At 72.4% G+C, this 14,643-nt stretch carries 14 protein-coding genes; 9 read left to right on the top strand and 5 right to left on the bottom strand.

The genetic code is table 11. The features are described from left to right. Positions 1-152: 152 nt before the first annotated feature. From hrcA to AC3EUV_RS09985, 4 genes are all read left to right on the top strand, one after another. On the top strand, positions 153-1,169 hold the full coding sequence (gene hrcA, locus AC3EUV_RS10000) for a heat-inducible transcriptional repressor HrcA (RefSeq protein ID WP_388192612.1): 1,017 nt from the start codon (positions 153-155) through the stop codon (positions 1,167-1,169). After that, positions 1,170-2,306: a molecular chaperone DnaJ gene (gene dnaJ, locus AC3EUV_RS09995; RefSeq protein WP_432145126.1), complete on the top strand. Its 1,137-nt coding sequence runs from the start codon at positions 1,170-1,172 to the stop codon at positions 2,304-2,306. 96 nt (positions 2,307-2,402) lie between these two features. Further along, positions 2,403-3,491, top strand: a complete 1,089-nt coding sequence (locus AC3EUV_RS09990) for a nitronate monooxygenase (RefSeq protein ID WP_432145125.1) — start codon at positions 2,403-2,405, stop codon at positions 3,489-3,491. Beyond that, positions 3,488-4,231 carry a 16S rRNA (uracil(1498)-N(3))-methyltransferase gene (locus tag AC3EUV_RS09985; protein ID WP_432145124.1) on the top strand — a complete coding sequence of 248 codons (744 nt, stop codon included), beginning with the start codon at positions 3,488-3,490 and terminating at the stop codon, positions 4,229-4,231. Before AC3EUV_RS09990 ends, AC3EUV_RS09985 begins: the two co-directional genes overlap by 4 nt. Positions 4,232-4,489: 258 nt before the next feature. Here the strand turns inward: AC3EUV_RS09985 and AC3EUV_RS09980 are convergent, their stop codons facing one another. Both AC3EUV_RS09980 and AC3EUV_RS09975 read right to left on the bottom strand, forming a co-directional pair. Beyond that, positions 4,490-6,967: a hypothetical protein gene (locus tag AC3EUV_RS09980; protein WP_435602674.1), complete on the bottom strand. Its 2,478-nt coding sequence runs from the start codon at positions 6,965-6,967 to the stop codon at positions 4,490-4,492. Between the two features lie 184 nt (positions 6,968-7,151). After that, entirely contained in the window at positions 7,152-7,580 is a 429-nt protein-coding gene (locus AC3EUV_RS09975) for an OsmC family protein (RefSeq protein ID WP_432141603.1), read from the bottom strand. Positions 7,581-7,803: 223 nt separating this feature from the next. On the opposite strand from AC3EUV_RS09975, the gene AC3EUV_RS09970 reads away from it, so the two are divergent. Together AC3EUV_RS09970 and AC3EUV_RS09965 are read left to right on the top strand one after the other, a co-directional pair. Then, on the top strand, positions 7,804-8,163 hold the full coding sequence (locus AC3EUV_RS09970) for a histidine triad nucleotide-binding protein (RefSeq protein WP_432141604.1): 360 nt from the start codon (positions 7,804-7,806) through the stop codon (positions 8,161-8,163). Positions 8,164-8,169: 6 nt separating this feature from the next. After that, entirely contained in the window at positions 8,170-9,075 is a 906-nt protein-coding gene (locus tag AC3EUV_RS09965; protein WP_435602673.1) for a ribonuclease Z, read from the top strand. Positions 9,076-9,152: 77 nt separating this feature from the next. Here the strand turns inward: AC3EUV_RS09965 and AC3EUV_RS09960 are convergent, their stop codons facing one another. Further along, positions 9,153-9,965, bottom strand: a complete 813-nt coding sequence (locus tag AC3EUV_RS09960) for an HAD family acid phosphatase (protein ID WP_432141606.1) — start codon at positions 9,963-9,965, stop codon at positions 9,153-9,155. 205 nt (positions 9,966-10,170) lie between these two features. Between AC3EUV_RS09960 and AC3EUV_RS09955 the strand changes: the two genes are divergently transcribed. The 3 genes from AC3EUV_RS09955 (at position 10,171) to AC3EUV_RS09945 (ending at position 13,354) form a co-directional block, all read left to right on the top strand. After that, positions 10,171-11,511 carry an enolase C-terminal domain-like protein gene (locus AC3EUV_RS09955; protein ID WP_432141607.1) on the top strand — a complete coding sequence of 447 codons (1,341 nt, stop codon included), beginning with the start codon at positions 10,171-10,173 and terminating at the stop codon, positions 11,509-11,511. 128 nt (positions 11,512-11,639) lie between these two features. Beyond that, positions 11,640-12,725: an S-(hydroxymethyl)mycothiol dehydrogenase gene (locus AC3EUV_RS09950; RefSeq protein WP_432141608.1), complete on the top strand. Its 1,086-nt coding sequence runs from the start codon at positions 11,640-11,642 to the stop codon at positions 12,723-12,725. Continuing rightward, the gene (locus AC3EUV_RS09945; protein WP_432141609.1) at positions 12,725-13,354 is read left to right on the top strand and encodes an MBL fold metallo-hydrolase; all 630 of its coding nucleotides are present in this window, start codon (positions 12,725-12,727) and stop codon (positions 13,352-13,354) included. Before AC3EUV_RS09950 ends, AC3EUV_RS09945 begins: the two co-directional genes overlap by 1 nt. A gap of 136 nt (positions 13,355-13,490) precedes the next feature. Here AC3EUV_RS09945 and AC3EUV_RS09940 read toward each other — a convergent pair whose 3' ends face one another. Then, positions 13,491-13,739 carry a hypothetical protein gene (locus AC3EUV_RS09940; RefSeq protein ID WP_432141610.1) on the bottom strand — a complete coding sequence of 83 codons (249 nt, stop codon included), beginning with the start codon at positions 13,737-13,739 and terminating at the stop codon, positions 13,491-13,493. Positions 13,740-13,826: 87 nt separating this feature from the next. Next, positions 13,827-14,573, bottom strand: coding sequence for a DUF4232 domain-containing protein (locus AC3EUV_RS09935; protein WP_432141611.1), 747 nt, complete (start codon positions 14,571-14,573; stop codon positions 13,827-13,829). Positions 14,574-14,643: the final 70 nt, after the last annotated feature.

Raw genomic sequence — 14,643 nt, 5'->3', positions numbered from 1 at the left:
CGACCGAACACGGTCACCGGGCGGGTGCAGTGTGCGGCCGCCCTTGCCGTGTCCGTGCTACTCGGCCGTACACTGGCTCAAGGTCTGGCACTCGGCCCGTGTGAGTGCCAGGAGAGTCGAGACGGCGGACGGCCGGACTGGAGGTGCGCGGGATGCTCAGTGAACGCAGGCTCGAAGTGCTGCGCGCCATCGTCCAGGACTATGTCGGGACGGAGGAGCCGGTCGGCTCCAAGGCCCTGACCGAGCGCCATCAGCTCGGCGTCTCCCCGGCCACCGTCCGCAACGACATGGCCGCCCTGGAGGACGAGGGTTTCATCGCCCAGCCGCACACGAGCGCCGGGCGCATCCCGACCGACAAGGGCTACCGCCTGTTCGTCGACAAGCTGGCCGGTGTGAAGCCGCTGTCCAGCCCGGAGCGGCGGGCGATCCAGAACTTCCTGGACGGCGCCGTCGACCTCGATGACGTGGTGGGCCGCACGGTCCGGCTGCTGGCGCAGCTGACCCGGCAGGTCGCGGTCGTGCAGTACCCGTCCCTGACCCGGTCCACGGTCCGGCACGTCGAGCTGCTGGCGCTGGCCCCGGCCCGGCTGATGCTGGTGCTGATCACGGACACCGGGCGGGTCGAGCAGCGGTTGATCGACTGCCAGGCGCCGTTCGGCGAAACCTCCCTGGCGGACCTGCGGGCCCGGCTCAACAGCCGGGTCGTGGGGCGCCGGTTCGCGGATGTGCCGCAGTTGGTGCAGGATCTCCCGGAGTCCTTCGAGCAGGACGACCGCAGCACGGTCTCGACAGTGCTGTCGGTGTTGCTGGAAACTCTGGTGGAGGAGACCGAAGAGCGGCTGATGATCGGCGGCACCGCCAATCTCACGCGCTTCGGGCACGACTTCCCCCTGACCATCCGGCCGGTGCTGGAGGCCCTTGAGGAGCATGTGGTGATGCTCAAGCTTCTCGGCGAGGCCAAGGACTCGGGCATGACCGTACGTATCGGGCATGAGAATGCCCATGAAGGCCTGGCGTCCACATCGGTCGTCACGGTCGGCTACGGTTCGGGCGACGAGGCAGTCGCCAAACTCGGCGTGGTCGGACCGACCCGCATGGACTACCCCGGAACGATGGGAGCGGTACGCGCAGTGGCACGTTACGTCGGACAAATCCTCGCGGAGTCGTAAGTGGCCACGGATTACTACTCGGTCCTCGGTATCGGACGCGACGCCTCGCAGGACCAGATCAAGAAGGCCTTCCGCCGGCTGGCGCGTGAGCTGCACCCGGATGTGAACCCGGATCCGAAGACCCAGGAGCGGTTCAAGGAGATCAACGCCGCTTACGAGGTGCTCTCGGACCCGCAGAAGAAGCAGGTCTACGACCTCGGCGGAGACCCCCTCTCGCAGGCGGGCGGCGGCCAGGGCGCGGGCGGCTTCGGCGCGGGCTTCGGCAACTTCTCCGACATCATGGACGCCTTCTTCGGCACCGCGTCGCAGCGCGGGCCGCGCTCGCGCACCCGCCGCGGCCAGGACGCCATGATCCGGCTCGATATCGAGCTGACCGAAGCGGCCTTCGGGACCACCAAGGACATACAGGTCGACACCGCCGTCGTCTGTACGACGTGCAGCGGCGAGGGCGCGGCGCCGGGCACCTCGGCGCAGACCTGTGACATGTGCCGCGGCCGCGGTGAGGTCTCGCAGGTCACCCGGTCGTTCCTGGGCCAGGTCATGACCTCGCGGCCGTGCCCGCAGTGCCAGGGCTTCGGCACGGTCGTCCCGACGCCGTGCCACGAGTGCGCGGGCGACGGACGCATCCGCTCCCGCCGCACCCTGACCGTCAAGATCCCGGCCGGTGTCGACAACGGCACCCGCATCCAGCTCGCGGGCGAGGGCGAGGTCGGCCCCGGCGGCGGCCCCGCCGGCGATCTCTACGTCGAGATCCACGAGCTGCCGCACCCGGTCTTCCAGCGGCGCGGCGACGATCTGCACTGCACGGTCACCATCCCGATGACGGCGGCGGCGCTGGGCACGAAGTGCCCGCTGGAGACGCTGGACGGGGTGGAGGAGATCGATGTCCGGCCCGGTACCCAGTCCGGCCAGTCGATCCCGCTGCACCAGCGCGGCGTGACCCACCTGCGCGGCGGTGGCCGCGGCGACCTCATCGTCCATGTCGAGGTGCAGACGCCCACCAAGCTCGACCCCGAGCAGGAAGAGGCGCTGCGGCGGCTGGCCAAGCTCCGCGGTGAGGAGCGGCCCACGGGGCAGTTCCAGCCGGGGCAGCAGGGGCTGTTCTCGCGGCTGAAGGACGCTTTCAACGGGCGATAGCCCAGATCGGCCCGGGGTCCGCGGAGTCTCCCCGGGCCCGCGTGGCCGCCACCGCCCCCGTTCGGGGCGGTGCGGTGGGCGTGACACGATGTGCTCATGCCCACCGCACCAACCGATCTCTGCCGCTACCCGATCGTGCAGGCCCCGATGGCGGGCGGCGGCTCCGGACCCGAGCTGGCCGCCGCCGTCTGCGCGGCCGGCGGTCTCGGCTTCCTCGCCGCCGGCTACAAAACCGCCGACGGGATGTACCAGGAGATCAAACAGCTGCGGTCGCTGACCGACCGGCCCTTCGGCGTCAACCTCTTCATGCCGCAGCCCTCCCTGGCCGACGGCACCGTGGTCGAGGTCTACCGCGAACAGCTCGCCGGCGAGGCCACCTGGTACGAGACCGAACTCGGCGACACCGACGGGCCCATCGACGACGGCTACGAGGCCAAGCTCGCGATACTGCGCGAGGACCCGGTGCCGGTGGTGTCCTTCACCTTCGGCTGCCCCTCGCGCGCCGTCCTCGACGCGTTCGCCAAGGTCGGTACGTACACCGTCGTCACGGTCACCACCGCCGCCGAGGCACAGGCCGCGCAGTGGTCCGGTGCGGACGCGGTGTGTGTGCAGGGCGTGGAGGCCGGCGGCCACCAGGGCACGCACCGGGACGATCCGCACGCGGACGGGACCGGCGCGGGGCTGGGGCTGCTGGCGGCGCTCGGCCAGGTCCGGGAGGCCGTGCAGATTCCGATGATCGCCGCGGGCGGGCTGATGCGCGGGTCGCAGATCGCGGCCGTGCTGGCCGCCGGGGCGACCATGGCGCAGCTGGGCACCGCCTTCCTCGCCACCCCCGAGTCGGGCGCCAACCCGCTGCACAAGCAGGCCCTGACCAACCCCCTGTTCACCCATACGGAGTTGACCCGGGCGTTCTCCGGACGGCCGGCCCGCGGGCTGGTCAACCGCTTCCTGCGCGAGCACGGCCCGTACGCACCGGCCGCCTACCCGGCCGTCCACTACCTCACCTCCACCGTGCGCAAGGCCGCCGCCAAGGCGGGCGACGCCCAGGGCATGAACCTGTGGGCCGGGCAGGGGCACCGGCTGGCGCGGGAGCTGCCCGCCCGGCAGCTGGTGGAGGTGCTGGCGGCCGAACTGGACGCCGCGCGCGCCGCGTTGCAGCGCACCGCCGACGGAAACGCCTCATGACCGCGCCCGTCTTCCTCGTCGAGTCGCTCGCGGGCGTACGGGCCGGCGGCACGCTGACGCTGGACGGCCCCGAAGGCCGGCACGCGGTCTCGGTGCGCCGGCTGCGGACCGGCGAGCAGGTCGTCCTGACGGACGGTCATGGCACCGGCGCCCACGGGACGGTCGCCGCCGTCGAGGGCAAGGACCGGCTCACCGTCGCGGTCACCGAGCTGCGCACCGAGGACCCGCCCCGCCCCACGATCACCGTCGTCCAGGCGCTGCCCAAGGGCGACCGCGGGGAACTGGCCGTCGAGACGATGACCGAGACCGGGGTGGACGCCATCGTGCCCTGGCCGGCGGCGCGTTGTGTCACCCAGTGGAAGGGCGAGCGGGCCGCCAAGGCGCTGGGCAAATGGCGCGCCACCGCCCGCGAGGCGGGCAAGCAGTCCCGCCGGCTGACCTTTCCCGAGGTCGCGGACCCGCTGACGACCAAGCAGGTGGCCGCGCTGCTCGCCGATGCCGACTTCGCGGCCGTCCTCCACGAGGAGGGCAGCGCGCCGCTCGCCACCGCCGAACTCCCCGCCGAGGGGCGGATTGTGCTCGTCGTCGGTCCGGAAGGCGGGGTCTCCCCGGAGGAGCTGGCCGCCTTCGCGGAGGCCGGTGCGAAGCCTTATCGGCTGGGGCCGAGTGTGCTGCGGACCTCTACGGCCGGGACGGCGGCCACGGCGCTGCTGATGGGGCTTACGGGGCGGTGGGGTTAGGTTTCGGGCCCACGTTTTCGGCTTTCCCGTCGTGTGGGACCTCGCCGTTGCGCCTGCGGCGGGCGGTGCCGCTGCGCGGGGCTGTTGGGGTGCGGTGACGGGCCTCCGGGGCAGGGTGTCCGGACTGCTTCGCTTTACGTCCGGACACCCTGCCCCTCCGGCCCGTCCCCTCCCGTTGAGGGGTGGGGGGAAGGCCGGTGGGGGTCTGCGTCGGTGGTTCGGTGACCGGTGGATCGGGCTGGGCGGCCGCCGGGGTGGTCAGGTGGACGGTCGGGTGATTGCGGCTGCCGTTGTGCACAGTTCGGTGAGGGTGCCGGCGAAGGTCGGGAGCAGCTGGAGGGCGACGGCCCAGGCTTCGGGGTCGGTGCCCAGTTGCTCGGCGGTCAGTGCGGCCGCTTGTGTGCGCAGTTCCTGCCGGTCGGCCCTTTGCTCGGGGGAGTTGAGGGCGTGGCTCAGATGGGACAGGGCCCGGCGCGCCGGGGCGGCGTGGGTCAGGATGTCCTGCGGGGTGAGTGTGCCGTGGCGGAGGGCGAGCTGGGGCCAGGCGGTGCTGTAGCGGTCGGGCTCCGGGGTGTCCGGCAGGAGGGCCAGCAGCAGCTCGCGCGGGCAGTCCGCGCGTTCGGCGAGGTCCCGGGCCGCGCTGGGGGTCAGCTTGCCGGAGCGGTACGCCGCGATCAGCTCGGGCCAGGGCAGCGGGATGCCCTCGCCGGTGAGCTTGTGCGGCTGGCTGCCGTCGTAGCCCGGCGCCTTGTTGAGGTACTCCAGCAGCTTCTCCGGGTCCTCCTCCGCGGCCAGGCGGGCGCGCAGCCGGTCCAGGCCGTCCGGCGCGTCCAGCAGCTTCTCGGTCTGCCGGCGGAGGGTGACCGGGAGCCGGTCCATCGCCAGGATCTCGCGCACCGCGTCCGGGCCGCCGCGCTGCCACACGGCCACCAGCAGCCGCAGCCGGGCCGCGGGTATCCGCAGCTTCAGCCGCCCGAGGAGGGTGCGCGCCACACCCAGGTCACCGGAGTCCAGGCCGGCGATGAGCCAGTGACGGTAGTGGCCGAGGTTGGTCTCCCGCAGGACGTGGAGCAGTTCCTCGGGGACGGGGCGGACGCCGCCGCCGCGCAGCCGTCCGGCGAGCATCCGCTCCCGCTCCCGCTGGTCGATACCGCAGTAGAAGAACAGGTGGGCATCCACCTGCGGTTCGTCGAGATCGAGGAGGTAGGCCAGCTTCTCGGGGGAGAGGGCGGTGGTGGCGGCCTGCGCGGCCTGTGCCGCCACTCCGTGGGCGGCGATGACCGCGTCCCGGACGGCCGGCGCCGGATCGCCGTATACCAGGAGATGCTGCACGGCCCGGGGGTCGAAGTGCGGTACGACGGCGATCTGCGCCTCTTCGGAGGCGCACTGGAACAGGTGCAGGAACGCGGCCCGGGACGCCTCGGGGGGCGTGGCGGGGAACACCGCCTCCAGGGGGCGCGGCCAGCTGGTGTTGCGCTTCTGGCGGGAGGTGGCCGAGGCGGCGTCGTCGATCAGCTCGGCGACACTGCCGCGGGCCCGGCCCATCCGGGCGTAGCACGTCAGCCAGTTGACCGGGTCCGTGCCGAGCCGGTCGAGCAGCCCGGCGAGGGCCTTACGGGTCGGCTCGTGGTCGTAGGGCAGCGCGCCGAGCACCTCCGGCGCCGGGGTGAGTTCGGTCAGCGCGCGGTCCACCGGCAGCCGGCCGGCCCGGATGCCGTGGGCGAGGACATCCCCGAACTCCACCCTGCCCGCGGCCGCCTCGGGGCCCTTCAGCGCCTCGAAGGGCAGCTCGGCGGCGTACCGTGCGGTGGACCGCGGGTCGGCACGGAAGCTCTCCATGACCAGGTCCGCCGGGCAGCCTTCCCAGCGGGTGAGCTGCAAGAGGCGGTTGCTGCCGTGGCGGCCGTAGCCGCGCGCCGGCTCGGTCTCGAAGGGCAGACGGGCGTGCTCGCGGCGGACCGGTTCCCAGTCCAGGGCGTCGGGCGCGGCCACCACCGCGCTGGTCTCACGGACCCGCAGCAGGGCGTGCAGCGCCGCGGGGTCGGTCCACTCACCGGCCGGCCGCCGCTCCCGCAGGAACGCCTCCGGATCGTCCGCGGCGGCGGCCGCCCGCATCAGCTCCAGCAACTCCGGCCGCCCGAGGTCGAAGTCCTCGATCCGCTCGACACCGTCGGCGAAGGCCAGCAGCCCTTCACCGCCCGCGAGTTGCACCAGGGCGATACAGGCGTCGAGGGCGACCGGCAGCGGGAGGAACCGGGCCAGCCGGACCAGGGTGAAGGAGATCAGCTGGGGGAACGGGCCGGTCAGGGTGGGCAACAGCTCGCATCCGGTGGCTTCCTCCTGGAGCACCGGGACGAGGCCGTCCTCGGCCTCCCAGCGCGGGTCCGTGGGGTCGGCGGCGCGCAGAATCGCCGGCAGCAGATCCGGCAGGTCCCGCCCGCGCCGGGTCCGGTCCGGTGCGGGGCGGTAGCGCGCCCGCCACACCGCGCGGGCGATCACCGGATCGCCGGTCTCCGCCGCCCGTAGCAGGAACGCCGCGGGATCGGCGTCCAGTGCGGCACGCAGCGCCGCGCCGCCCGGCCCGATCAGGGTCTCCACCATCTCCTCCGGCAGCCCGAACCGGCTGGACAGCGCGGCCAGCAGCTCCGGGCGCTGCCGCTCGGCGAGCGCATCGGCGGTGTCCGGCGCGGCGAGCCGCAGGGCCAGAGGGAGCGGGGTGGCGGAGCGGTGGGTCACGTGCGGGAGTCCCTTCGCGGGGCGGGTGTGCGGAGGCCCGCGGAGCGGCACCGGGCCGTTCCGCGGCAGCACAGAGATCGTGGCACAGCCCACTGACAACGCGACGGTGCGCCGGACGTGCCCTCAGGGGCCGTCCGGCGCACCGCCGTTCACACTCGGAGGACCGGCCCGGCCGGCCGTCCCGTCAGAGCAGCTCGGCCGCCAGCGTGATGTTCTTGACGCCCGCCAGCGCCTGGCTCACCGGGCAGTTGGCCTTGGCGTCCTGGGCCGCCGCCTGGAAGTCCTCCTCGGACAGGCCGGGGACGCGGGCCTTGACGGTCAGCGCGATCCCGGTGATGCCCTCACCGGGCTGGAAGGTGACATCGGCCTGGGTGTCCAGGGCCTCGACGGTGTAGCCCTTGCCCGCCAGGCCGTGCGAGAAGGCCATCGAGTAGCAGGAGGAGTGGGCCGCCGCGATCAGTTCCTCGGGGCTGGTGACGCCGTTGGGCTGCTCCGCGCGGGCGGGCCAGTTCACGTCGTACGTACCGACCTTGGAGGACTCCAGGGCGACGGTGCCCTTGCCCTCCAGGAGGTTGCCTTCCCAGTGGGTCTTGGCGGTGCGCGTGGTTGCCATGGTGCAGAACTCCCGGTTGTGGGCGAAAGGGATCACCGCCCAGCTTAATGATCCGGCGGCCCGGCGCCCGGCCGACCCGTGCGCGTGCCCGCCGCGGCGCCGGGCCCGGGCGGGCGCAGCCGCGCGGCGGGCGGGCCGGGTGGACGCTCCGGTGCGGCCCGCCCGGTAGCATCCGAGGCCGTGCGCACCGTGCGCCGGACGGATGACCTGGGAGGAGCCACCCGTGGCGGGAGAACCGCAGGCCGACTGCCTGTTCTGCAAGATCGTGGCGAGGGAGGTGCCGGCGACCATCGTCCGGGAGACGGAGACCACTGTCGCCTTCCGCGACATCAACCCCCAGGCGCCGACCCATGTCCTGATCATCCCCAAGGTGCACTACCACGACGCCGCGGCCCTGGCCGCCGCCGAACCGCAGGTCATCGCCGACATACTGCGGGAGTCCCGGGAGGTCGCCGCCGAGGAGAAGGTGGAGGACCGCGGCTACCGGGTCGTCTTCAACACCGGCGCGGGCGCCGGCCAGACCGTCTTCCATGCCCACCTGCACGTGCTCGGCGGCCGCGGCCTCCAGTGGCCGCCCGGATAACCGACCGTGTCCGTACGTGAATTGGTGGTCCTCGGCACCGCCAGCCAGGTCCCCACCCGGCACCGCAACCACAACGGCTACCTGCTGCGCTGGGACGGTCAGGGGCTGCTCTTCGACCCCGGCGAGGGCACCCAGCGCCAGATGCTGCGCGCCGGGGTCGCCGCCCATGACCTGAACCGGATCTGCATCACGCACTTCCACGGTGACCACTCGCTCGGCCTGGCCGGCGTGATCCAGCGGATCAATCTCGACCGGGTGCCCCACCCGGTCACCGCCCACTACCCGGCCAGCGGGGAGCGCTTCTTCGAGCGGCTGCGCTATGCCACCGCGTACCGGGAGACGGTCCGGCTGGTCCAGCGGCCGGTCGCCGTCGACGGTGAGCTGGAGCGCTCGCCGGCGTACGTCCTGGAAGCGCGCAAGCTCTCCCACCCGGTCGAGTCGTACGGCTACCGCCTCGTCGAGCCGGACAGCCGCCGGATGCTGCCGGACCGGCTGGCGGAGCACGGTATCGCCGGGCCGGACATCGGGCGGCTCAAGCAGCTCGGCGAGCTGAACGGCGTCACCCTCGACGAGGTGAGCGAGCGGCGGCGGGGCCAGCGGTTCGCGTTCGTCATGGACACCCGGCTGTGCCCCGGGGTCCATGCGCTCGCCGAGGGGGCGGACATGCTGGTCATCGAGTCGACGTTCCTGGATGAGGACGTCCAGCTGGCCGAGGACCACGGGCATCTGACCGCCGGGCAGGCCGCGGAGGTGGCCGCACGGGCCGGCGTGCGGCATCTCGTGCTGACGCACTTCTCGCAGCGCTACGACGACCCCACGGAGTTCGAGCGGCAGGCCCGCACGGCGGGGTACACGGGCGAACTGACCATCGCCCAGGACCTGTCGCGGGTGCCGCTGCCCAAACGGCGCTGAGGGCGGCGGGCCGGGGCGTGAAAGCGGCCCGGCCCGCCCGGTCCGGCCCCGTGGGACCGGACCCGCAAGCCTCCGCCTTACGGCAGGTAGTACATCGGGTTGGGCAACTTGAAGGTCCGGTCCGCGGCGCCGCCGCGCAGATCGCTGTACTGGTCCCCGAAGCTGGCGACGATGTGGTAGCCGAGGGACTCGATGTGCTTGCGGGTCCCCGACTTGTACTCGATGGTCGTGCAGGTGGCACCGCAGGGCAGGTAGGCCGGCGGGTGCTCCTTGTCCTTCAGGTAGACGTGCCGGCGGTCCAGGGGCATGCCGTAGCCGACGTTCTTGAGGTTGCGGACGCTCCAGGCGCGCTGGGCCTCCTTGCGGCCGGTGAGGAAGAAGACCTCGGCGCCCTTGTCGTGCGCCCAGTTGACCAGCCGGTCCATGCCGAAGACCGGGTCCATGTCGGTGTGGGCCAGGTACTTGTCCTGGCTCTCCTCGGTGAAGTGGAAGCCGACCTGGAGCTCGTAGTTGTAGGTGAGCAGGGTGGTGTCGTCGATGTCGAGCACGATGGCCGGCTTGGCCTTGCCCGTACGGTCATGGCGGGCCAGGGCCTTCGAAAGATAGCCGCGGGCCTTGGCCTCGATGCCGCGGACCTGCTGTGCGTAGTTGCTGCGCGGGGAGGCGTAGTGCTCGCCGTCCGCCGTCACCGTGTCGCCGTAGTACGCCTTGATCTTGTCCTGCACCTGGGTGAGGTTCGGGATCTCCTTGTCGGTGCGCGGTACGGAGTGTTCGGCGGTGGCCTGGCCGATGCCGAAGACGGCGGTGCCGGCGACGAGGGCGGCGACCGTGGTGGCGCCGAGGCGGGCCCTGCGGGAGAGGGCGGGGCGGAAACGGGCGGGACGGGGCATGCGCGGCTCCTCCGGAGACATGAGCGGACCCCGTAGGTCTAACAGAGCCTCACATCGGTATCTACGCGCGCAGATTCAACCCTTGGTAAAAGCTGACCGCGGTGGCGGGCCTTGACGGTCGCTGTGCGGAATCCCTAACCTCCCACTCCCTCCATAGACGTCATCTACATATGAGAACAGCCCTCGGCCTCGTAGGAGCCTCTGGATGACCGACGCCCGGCACGACCTCACCCTCGCCGAGGTCCGGCTCACCCCGGTCCTGGTGGCCGATCCGCCGCTGCTGAACACGCAGGGCGTACACCAGCCGTACACCCCACGGCTGATCATCGAGGTGACCACCGAGGGCGGCGTCACCGGGCTCGGCGAGACCTACGGGGACACCGGTTACCTGGCCCTGGCCCAGCCGCTGGCCGGTGCGCTGATCGGCCGGTCGGTCACGGATCTGAACGGACTGCCCGAGCTGGCCGCCGAGGTGTGCGGGGACCCGCCGGGCGCGACCGGCGCCGGTGCCGTGGACGCCGGCGGACTGCGCGGCGTCCGGACCGCACAAAAACTGCGGCTCTCCGTCCTCTCCGGCTTCGAGGTCGCCTGCCTGGACGCCTGGGGCCGCGCCACCGGACTGCCCGTCCACGCCCTGCTCGGTGGCAAGGTCCGCGACCGGGTGGAGTTCAGCGCCTACCTCTTCTACCGCTGGGCCGAACACCCGGGCGGCCGCGGCGAACGCGACGACTGGGGCGCGGCGCTCGACCCCGCCGGTGTCGTCGCCCAGGCCCGCCGGTTCGCCGACACCTACGGTTTCACCTCCTTCAAGCTCAAGGGCGGCGTCTTCCCGCCCGACGAGGAGAGCGCCGCGGTCCGGGCGCTGGCCGCCGCGTTCCCCGGGCAGCCGCTGCGCCTGGACCCCAACGGCGCCTGGAGCGTGCCGACTTCCTGCCGGGTCGCGGCCGGGCTGGCGGACGTCCTGGAGTATCTGGAGGACCCGACGAGCGGCACGGCAGGGATGGCGGAGGTGGCGGCCGCCCTGCGCGGGGCACGGCCGGACGCCGCCGGACGGGCCGGCCTCCCGCTGGCCACGAACATGTGCGTGACGACCGTCGACGAGATCGCCGGGGCATTCGCCCGGGACGCCGTCCAGATCGTGCTCGCCGACCACCACTACTGGGGCGGGCTCCGCACCACTCGCGAACTCGCCGCCATCTGCCGCACCTTCGGCGTCGGCCTGTCCATGCACTCCAACACCCATCTGGGCATCAGCCTCGCCGCCATGACCCAGGTCGCGGCGACCCTGCCGCACCTCGACCACGCCTGCGACAGCCACTACCCCTGGCAGACCGAGGACGTCCTCACCGAACGGATCGGCATCCGCGACGGCCGGGTGGACGTCAGCGACGCCCCCGGCCTCGGCATCACCCTCGACCGCGACCGGCTCGCCGCGCTGCACCGCCGCTGGCTGGCCGACGACGGCGCACTGCGCGACCGCGATGACGCCGCCGCCATGCGGCACGCGGACCCCGGCTGGGTCAGCCCTGCCACGCCACGCTGGTGATCCTGGGGGCCGCCCCGTGCCCGGCCGTGGTCCTGTGCGCGGTGGCCCGGCACGCGTACGGTGAGGCACGGCTCAGTGGCGGTGCGCCACAGTGGTCCCGTACGTGATCTTTGAAAGGGGCTGTCCCGATGGCACAGGAAGTGCGCGGCGTGATTGCGCCGGGGAAGAACGAACCGGTCCGGCTGGAGACCATCCTGGTGCCGGACCCGGGTCCCGGCGAGGCCGTGGTGAAGATCCAGGCGTGCGGGGTGTGCCACACCGATCTGCACTACAAGCAGGGCGGCATCAACGACGACTTCCCGTTCCTGCTCGGGCACGAGGCGGCCGGTGTAGTGGAGTCGGTCGGCTCCGGCGTCACCGATGTGGCGCCCGGCGACTTCGTCATCCTCAACTGGCGAGCGGTGTGCGGCCAGTGCCGGGCGTGTCTGCGCGGCCGCCCCCAGTACTGCTTCGACACCCACAACGCCCGCCAGAAAATGACGCTGAAGGACGGCACGGAGCTGAGCCCGGCGCTGGGCATCGGCGCCTTCGCCGACAAGACCCTGGTCGCCGCCGGGCAGTGCACCAAGGTCGACCCCGAGATCGCGCCCGAGGCGGCCGGTCTGCTGGGCTGCGGGGTGATGGCCGGTATGGGCGCCGCGCTCAACACCGGCGGTGTCGCACGCGGCGACGCGGTCGCGGTCATCGGCTGCGGCGGCGTCGGCGACGCGGCCGTGATGGGGTCCCGGCTGGCCGGCGCGGCCAAGATCATCGCGGTGGACATCGACGACCGCAAGCTGGAGACCGCGCGCTCCATGGGCGCCACCCATACCGTCAACTCCCGCTCCACCGACCCCGTCGAGGCGATCCGCGAGCTGACCGGCGGCTTCGGCGCGGACGTCGTCATCGAGGCGGTCGGCCGCCCGGAGACCTACCGGCAGGCGTTCTACGCCCGTGACCTGGCCGGAACCGTCGTCCTGGTGGGCGTCCCCACCCCGGACATGTCCCTGGAACTCCCCCTCCTGGACGTCTTCGGCCGCGGCGGCGCCCTCAAGTCCTCCTGGTACGGCGACTGTCTGCCCTCCCGCGACTTCCCGATGCTGGTCGATCTGCACCTCCAGGGCCGGATCGACCTGGGGGCATTCGTCACCGAGACCATCGGCATCGAGGACGTGGAGCAGGCCTTCGCCCGGATGCACGCGGGCGACGTGCTGCGTTCGGTGGTGACGCTCTGATGGCGGCCCGCATCGACCACCTGGTCACCTCCGGCACCTTCTCCCTCGACGGCGGCACCTGGGACGTCGACAACAACGTCTGGATCGTCGGCGACGACGACGAGGCGATCGTCATCGACGCCGCCCATGACGCCGACGCCATCGTCGCGGCCCTCGGCGGCCGGACGCTGCGCGCGATCATCTGCACCCATGGGCACAACGACCACATCGACGCGGCCCCGGCGCTCGCCTCCCGCACCGGCGCCCGGATCCATCTGCACCCCGCCGACCTCCCGTTGTGGAAGATGACCCACCCGGACACCCCACCGGACGCGGAGCTGGCGGACGGTCAGGTGCTGACCATCGCCGGTACGGACCTGACCGTGCTGCACACCCCGGGCCACGCCCCCGGCGCGGTCTGCCTCCACGCGCCCGACCTGCGCACCGTCTTCACCGGCGACACCCTCTTCCAGGGCGGCCCCGGCGCCACCGGCCGGTCCTTCTCGGACTTCCCGACGATCGTCGCCTCGATCCGGGACCGGCTGCTGACCCTGCCGCCCGAGACCTCGGTCCGTACCGGACACGGCGATCCGACGACGATCGGGACGGAGGCCCCGCACCTGGAAGAGTGGATCAAGCGGGGCCATTAGCACGACCGGCCCCAGGGCGGGTCCGCATGGATCGCCGAAAGTCCGCTGCCCCGGTGTGACACACCGGGGCAGCGGACTTTCGGCGCGGCGCCGGCGGGAGGAGTCCTCGCCGGGTTTCTCGCCGGGTGGCGAGCCGTCAGCGGTTGTAGATGGCCATGATGGGCTTGCTGTCGTCGCACCACACCTCGTGGTACCCGTTAGCCTGGGCGTACGGGAGTTCCTTCGCTTCGCACTCCGCCTTCGAGGGGTACTTCTCGCCACCGACGGGCACCCAGCCGTCACCGGGGGGCGGGGCGGCGAAGGCGGTGGTGGAGGTCAGCGGGATGGCGACCGCTGCGGCAGCGACCGCGAGACCGACACCGATTCGAGTGCGTAACGACTTCATGGTGAACTCCTCTGCTTGTTTTGTGCGTTCTGAGCCGGTCGGGCTCAGAAGTGTTCCCGGCTGATGTCCAGGGTGGCGCCGAGGTGGTCAGCCGATGGGGTTGACGAAGGTGGCCGGGTGGGTGGCGCTGCGCTGGTCGACGAGGGTGCCCCAGGGCCACTTGATGGTGAGCGACTTGGTCTCGTTGGGGGGCGTGACGTCCGCGAAGGCGGGCTGGTAGAAGCCCTTGTCCTCCTTGGTCAGGGCGACGTTGATGGTGAAGTCGGTGCTGTCGCCGGGCGCCAGGGTGATCGAGCTGTGCTTGGCCGACGAGCGGGCCAGCGACCAGCGCTCGCCGCCGTTCTCGGACTTGAGGTCCACACCCGGGAAGCCGCCGATCTTGCAGCTGCGGCTGCCCTTGTTGGTCAGCACGACGCTGGTGGTCGTCGAGCCGCCCGCGTTCGGGTCCGGGGCCGCATCCTCGCCCGTGGCGAACGCCGCCTTCAGGCCGGAGGTGTGGCAGCGCTCAACGCCCGCGCCCGCGCCCGTCCCGCCACCGCCGGCGGCGTTCGTGCCGCCCGGCTTCTTGGCCGCAGCGCCCCCCTTGGCGTCGGCCTTGGTGTCGGTCTTGGCGCCGGCGCCCGCCTCGTCACCGGAGCCCTGCGCCTCGGAGCCGGAGTCCGTGCCGCCGGACTCGACGGCCGCGCCCTGGCCCGACTGGCCCGCGGGCTCCGTGGCGGCGACGTCCGAGCCGGAGCAGGCGGTCAGCGTCAGGCCGGCGGCCGCGGTCAGGGCCGCGACGGCGAGGCGCAGGCTGCGGCGACGGACGGTGCGGGCAGTGGTGTTGGCGCTCATTTCGGGTCCCCCAGGACGGTCGGTGTGTCGCTGTTTCCTCGGTACGACCACCACTCTGGTCGGGGCCACT

The organism is Streptomyces sp. bgisy130, assembly GCF_057708345.1.
Note: the sequence above shows the minus strand (reverse complement) of the source record. Positions and strands in the feature narration are given on the sequence as shown.

Coding starts and splice junctions, on each gene's coding strand:
- hrcA (WP_388192612.1), top strand. CDS start 153: ATGCTCAGTGAACGCAGGCTCGAAGTGCTGCGCGCCATCGTCCAGGAC.
- AC3EUV_RS09990 (WP_432145125.1), top strand. CDS start 2,403: ATGCCCACCGCACCAACCGATCTCTGCCGCTACCCGATCGTGCAGGCC.
- AC3EUV_RS09985 (WP_432145124.1), top strand. CDS start 3,488: ATGACCGCGCCCGTCTTCCTCGTCGAGTCGCTCGCGGGCGTACGGGCC.
- AC3EUV_RS09975 (WP_432141603.1), bottom strand. CDS start 7,580: ATGGCAACCACGCGCACCGCCAAGACCCACTGGGAAGGCAACCTCCTG.
- AC3EUV_RS09960 (WP_432141606.1), bottom strand. CDS start 9,965: ATGCCCCGTCCCGCCCGTTTCCGCCCCGCCCTCTCCCGCAGGGCCCGC.
- AC3EUV_RS09955 (WP_432141607.1), top strand. CDS start 10,171: ATGACCGACGCCCGGCACGACCTCACCCTCGCCGAGGTCCGGCTCACC.
- AC3EUV_RS09950 (WP_432141608.1), top strand. CDS start 11,640: ATGGCACAGGAAGTGCGCGGCGTGATTGCGCCGGGGAAGAACGAACCG.
- AC3EUV_RS09945 (WP_432141609.1), top strand. CDS start 12,725: ATGGCGGCCCGCATCGACCACCTGGTCACCTCCGGCACCTTCTCCCTC.
- AC3EUV_RS09940 (WP_432141610.1), bottom strand. CDS start 13,739: ATGAAGTCGTTACGCACTCGAATCGGTGTCGGTCTCGCGGTCGCTGCC.
- AC3EUV_RS09935 (WP_432141611.1), bottom strand. CDS start 14,573: ATGAGCGCCAACACCACTGCCCGCACCGTCCGTCGCCGCAGCCTGCGC.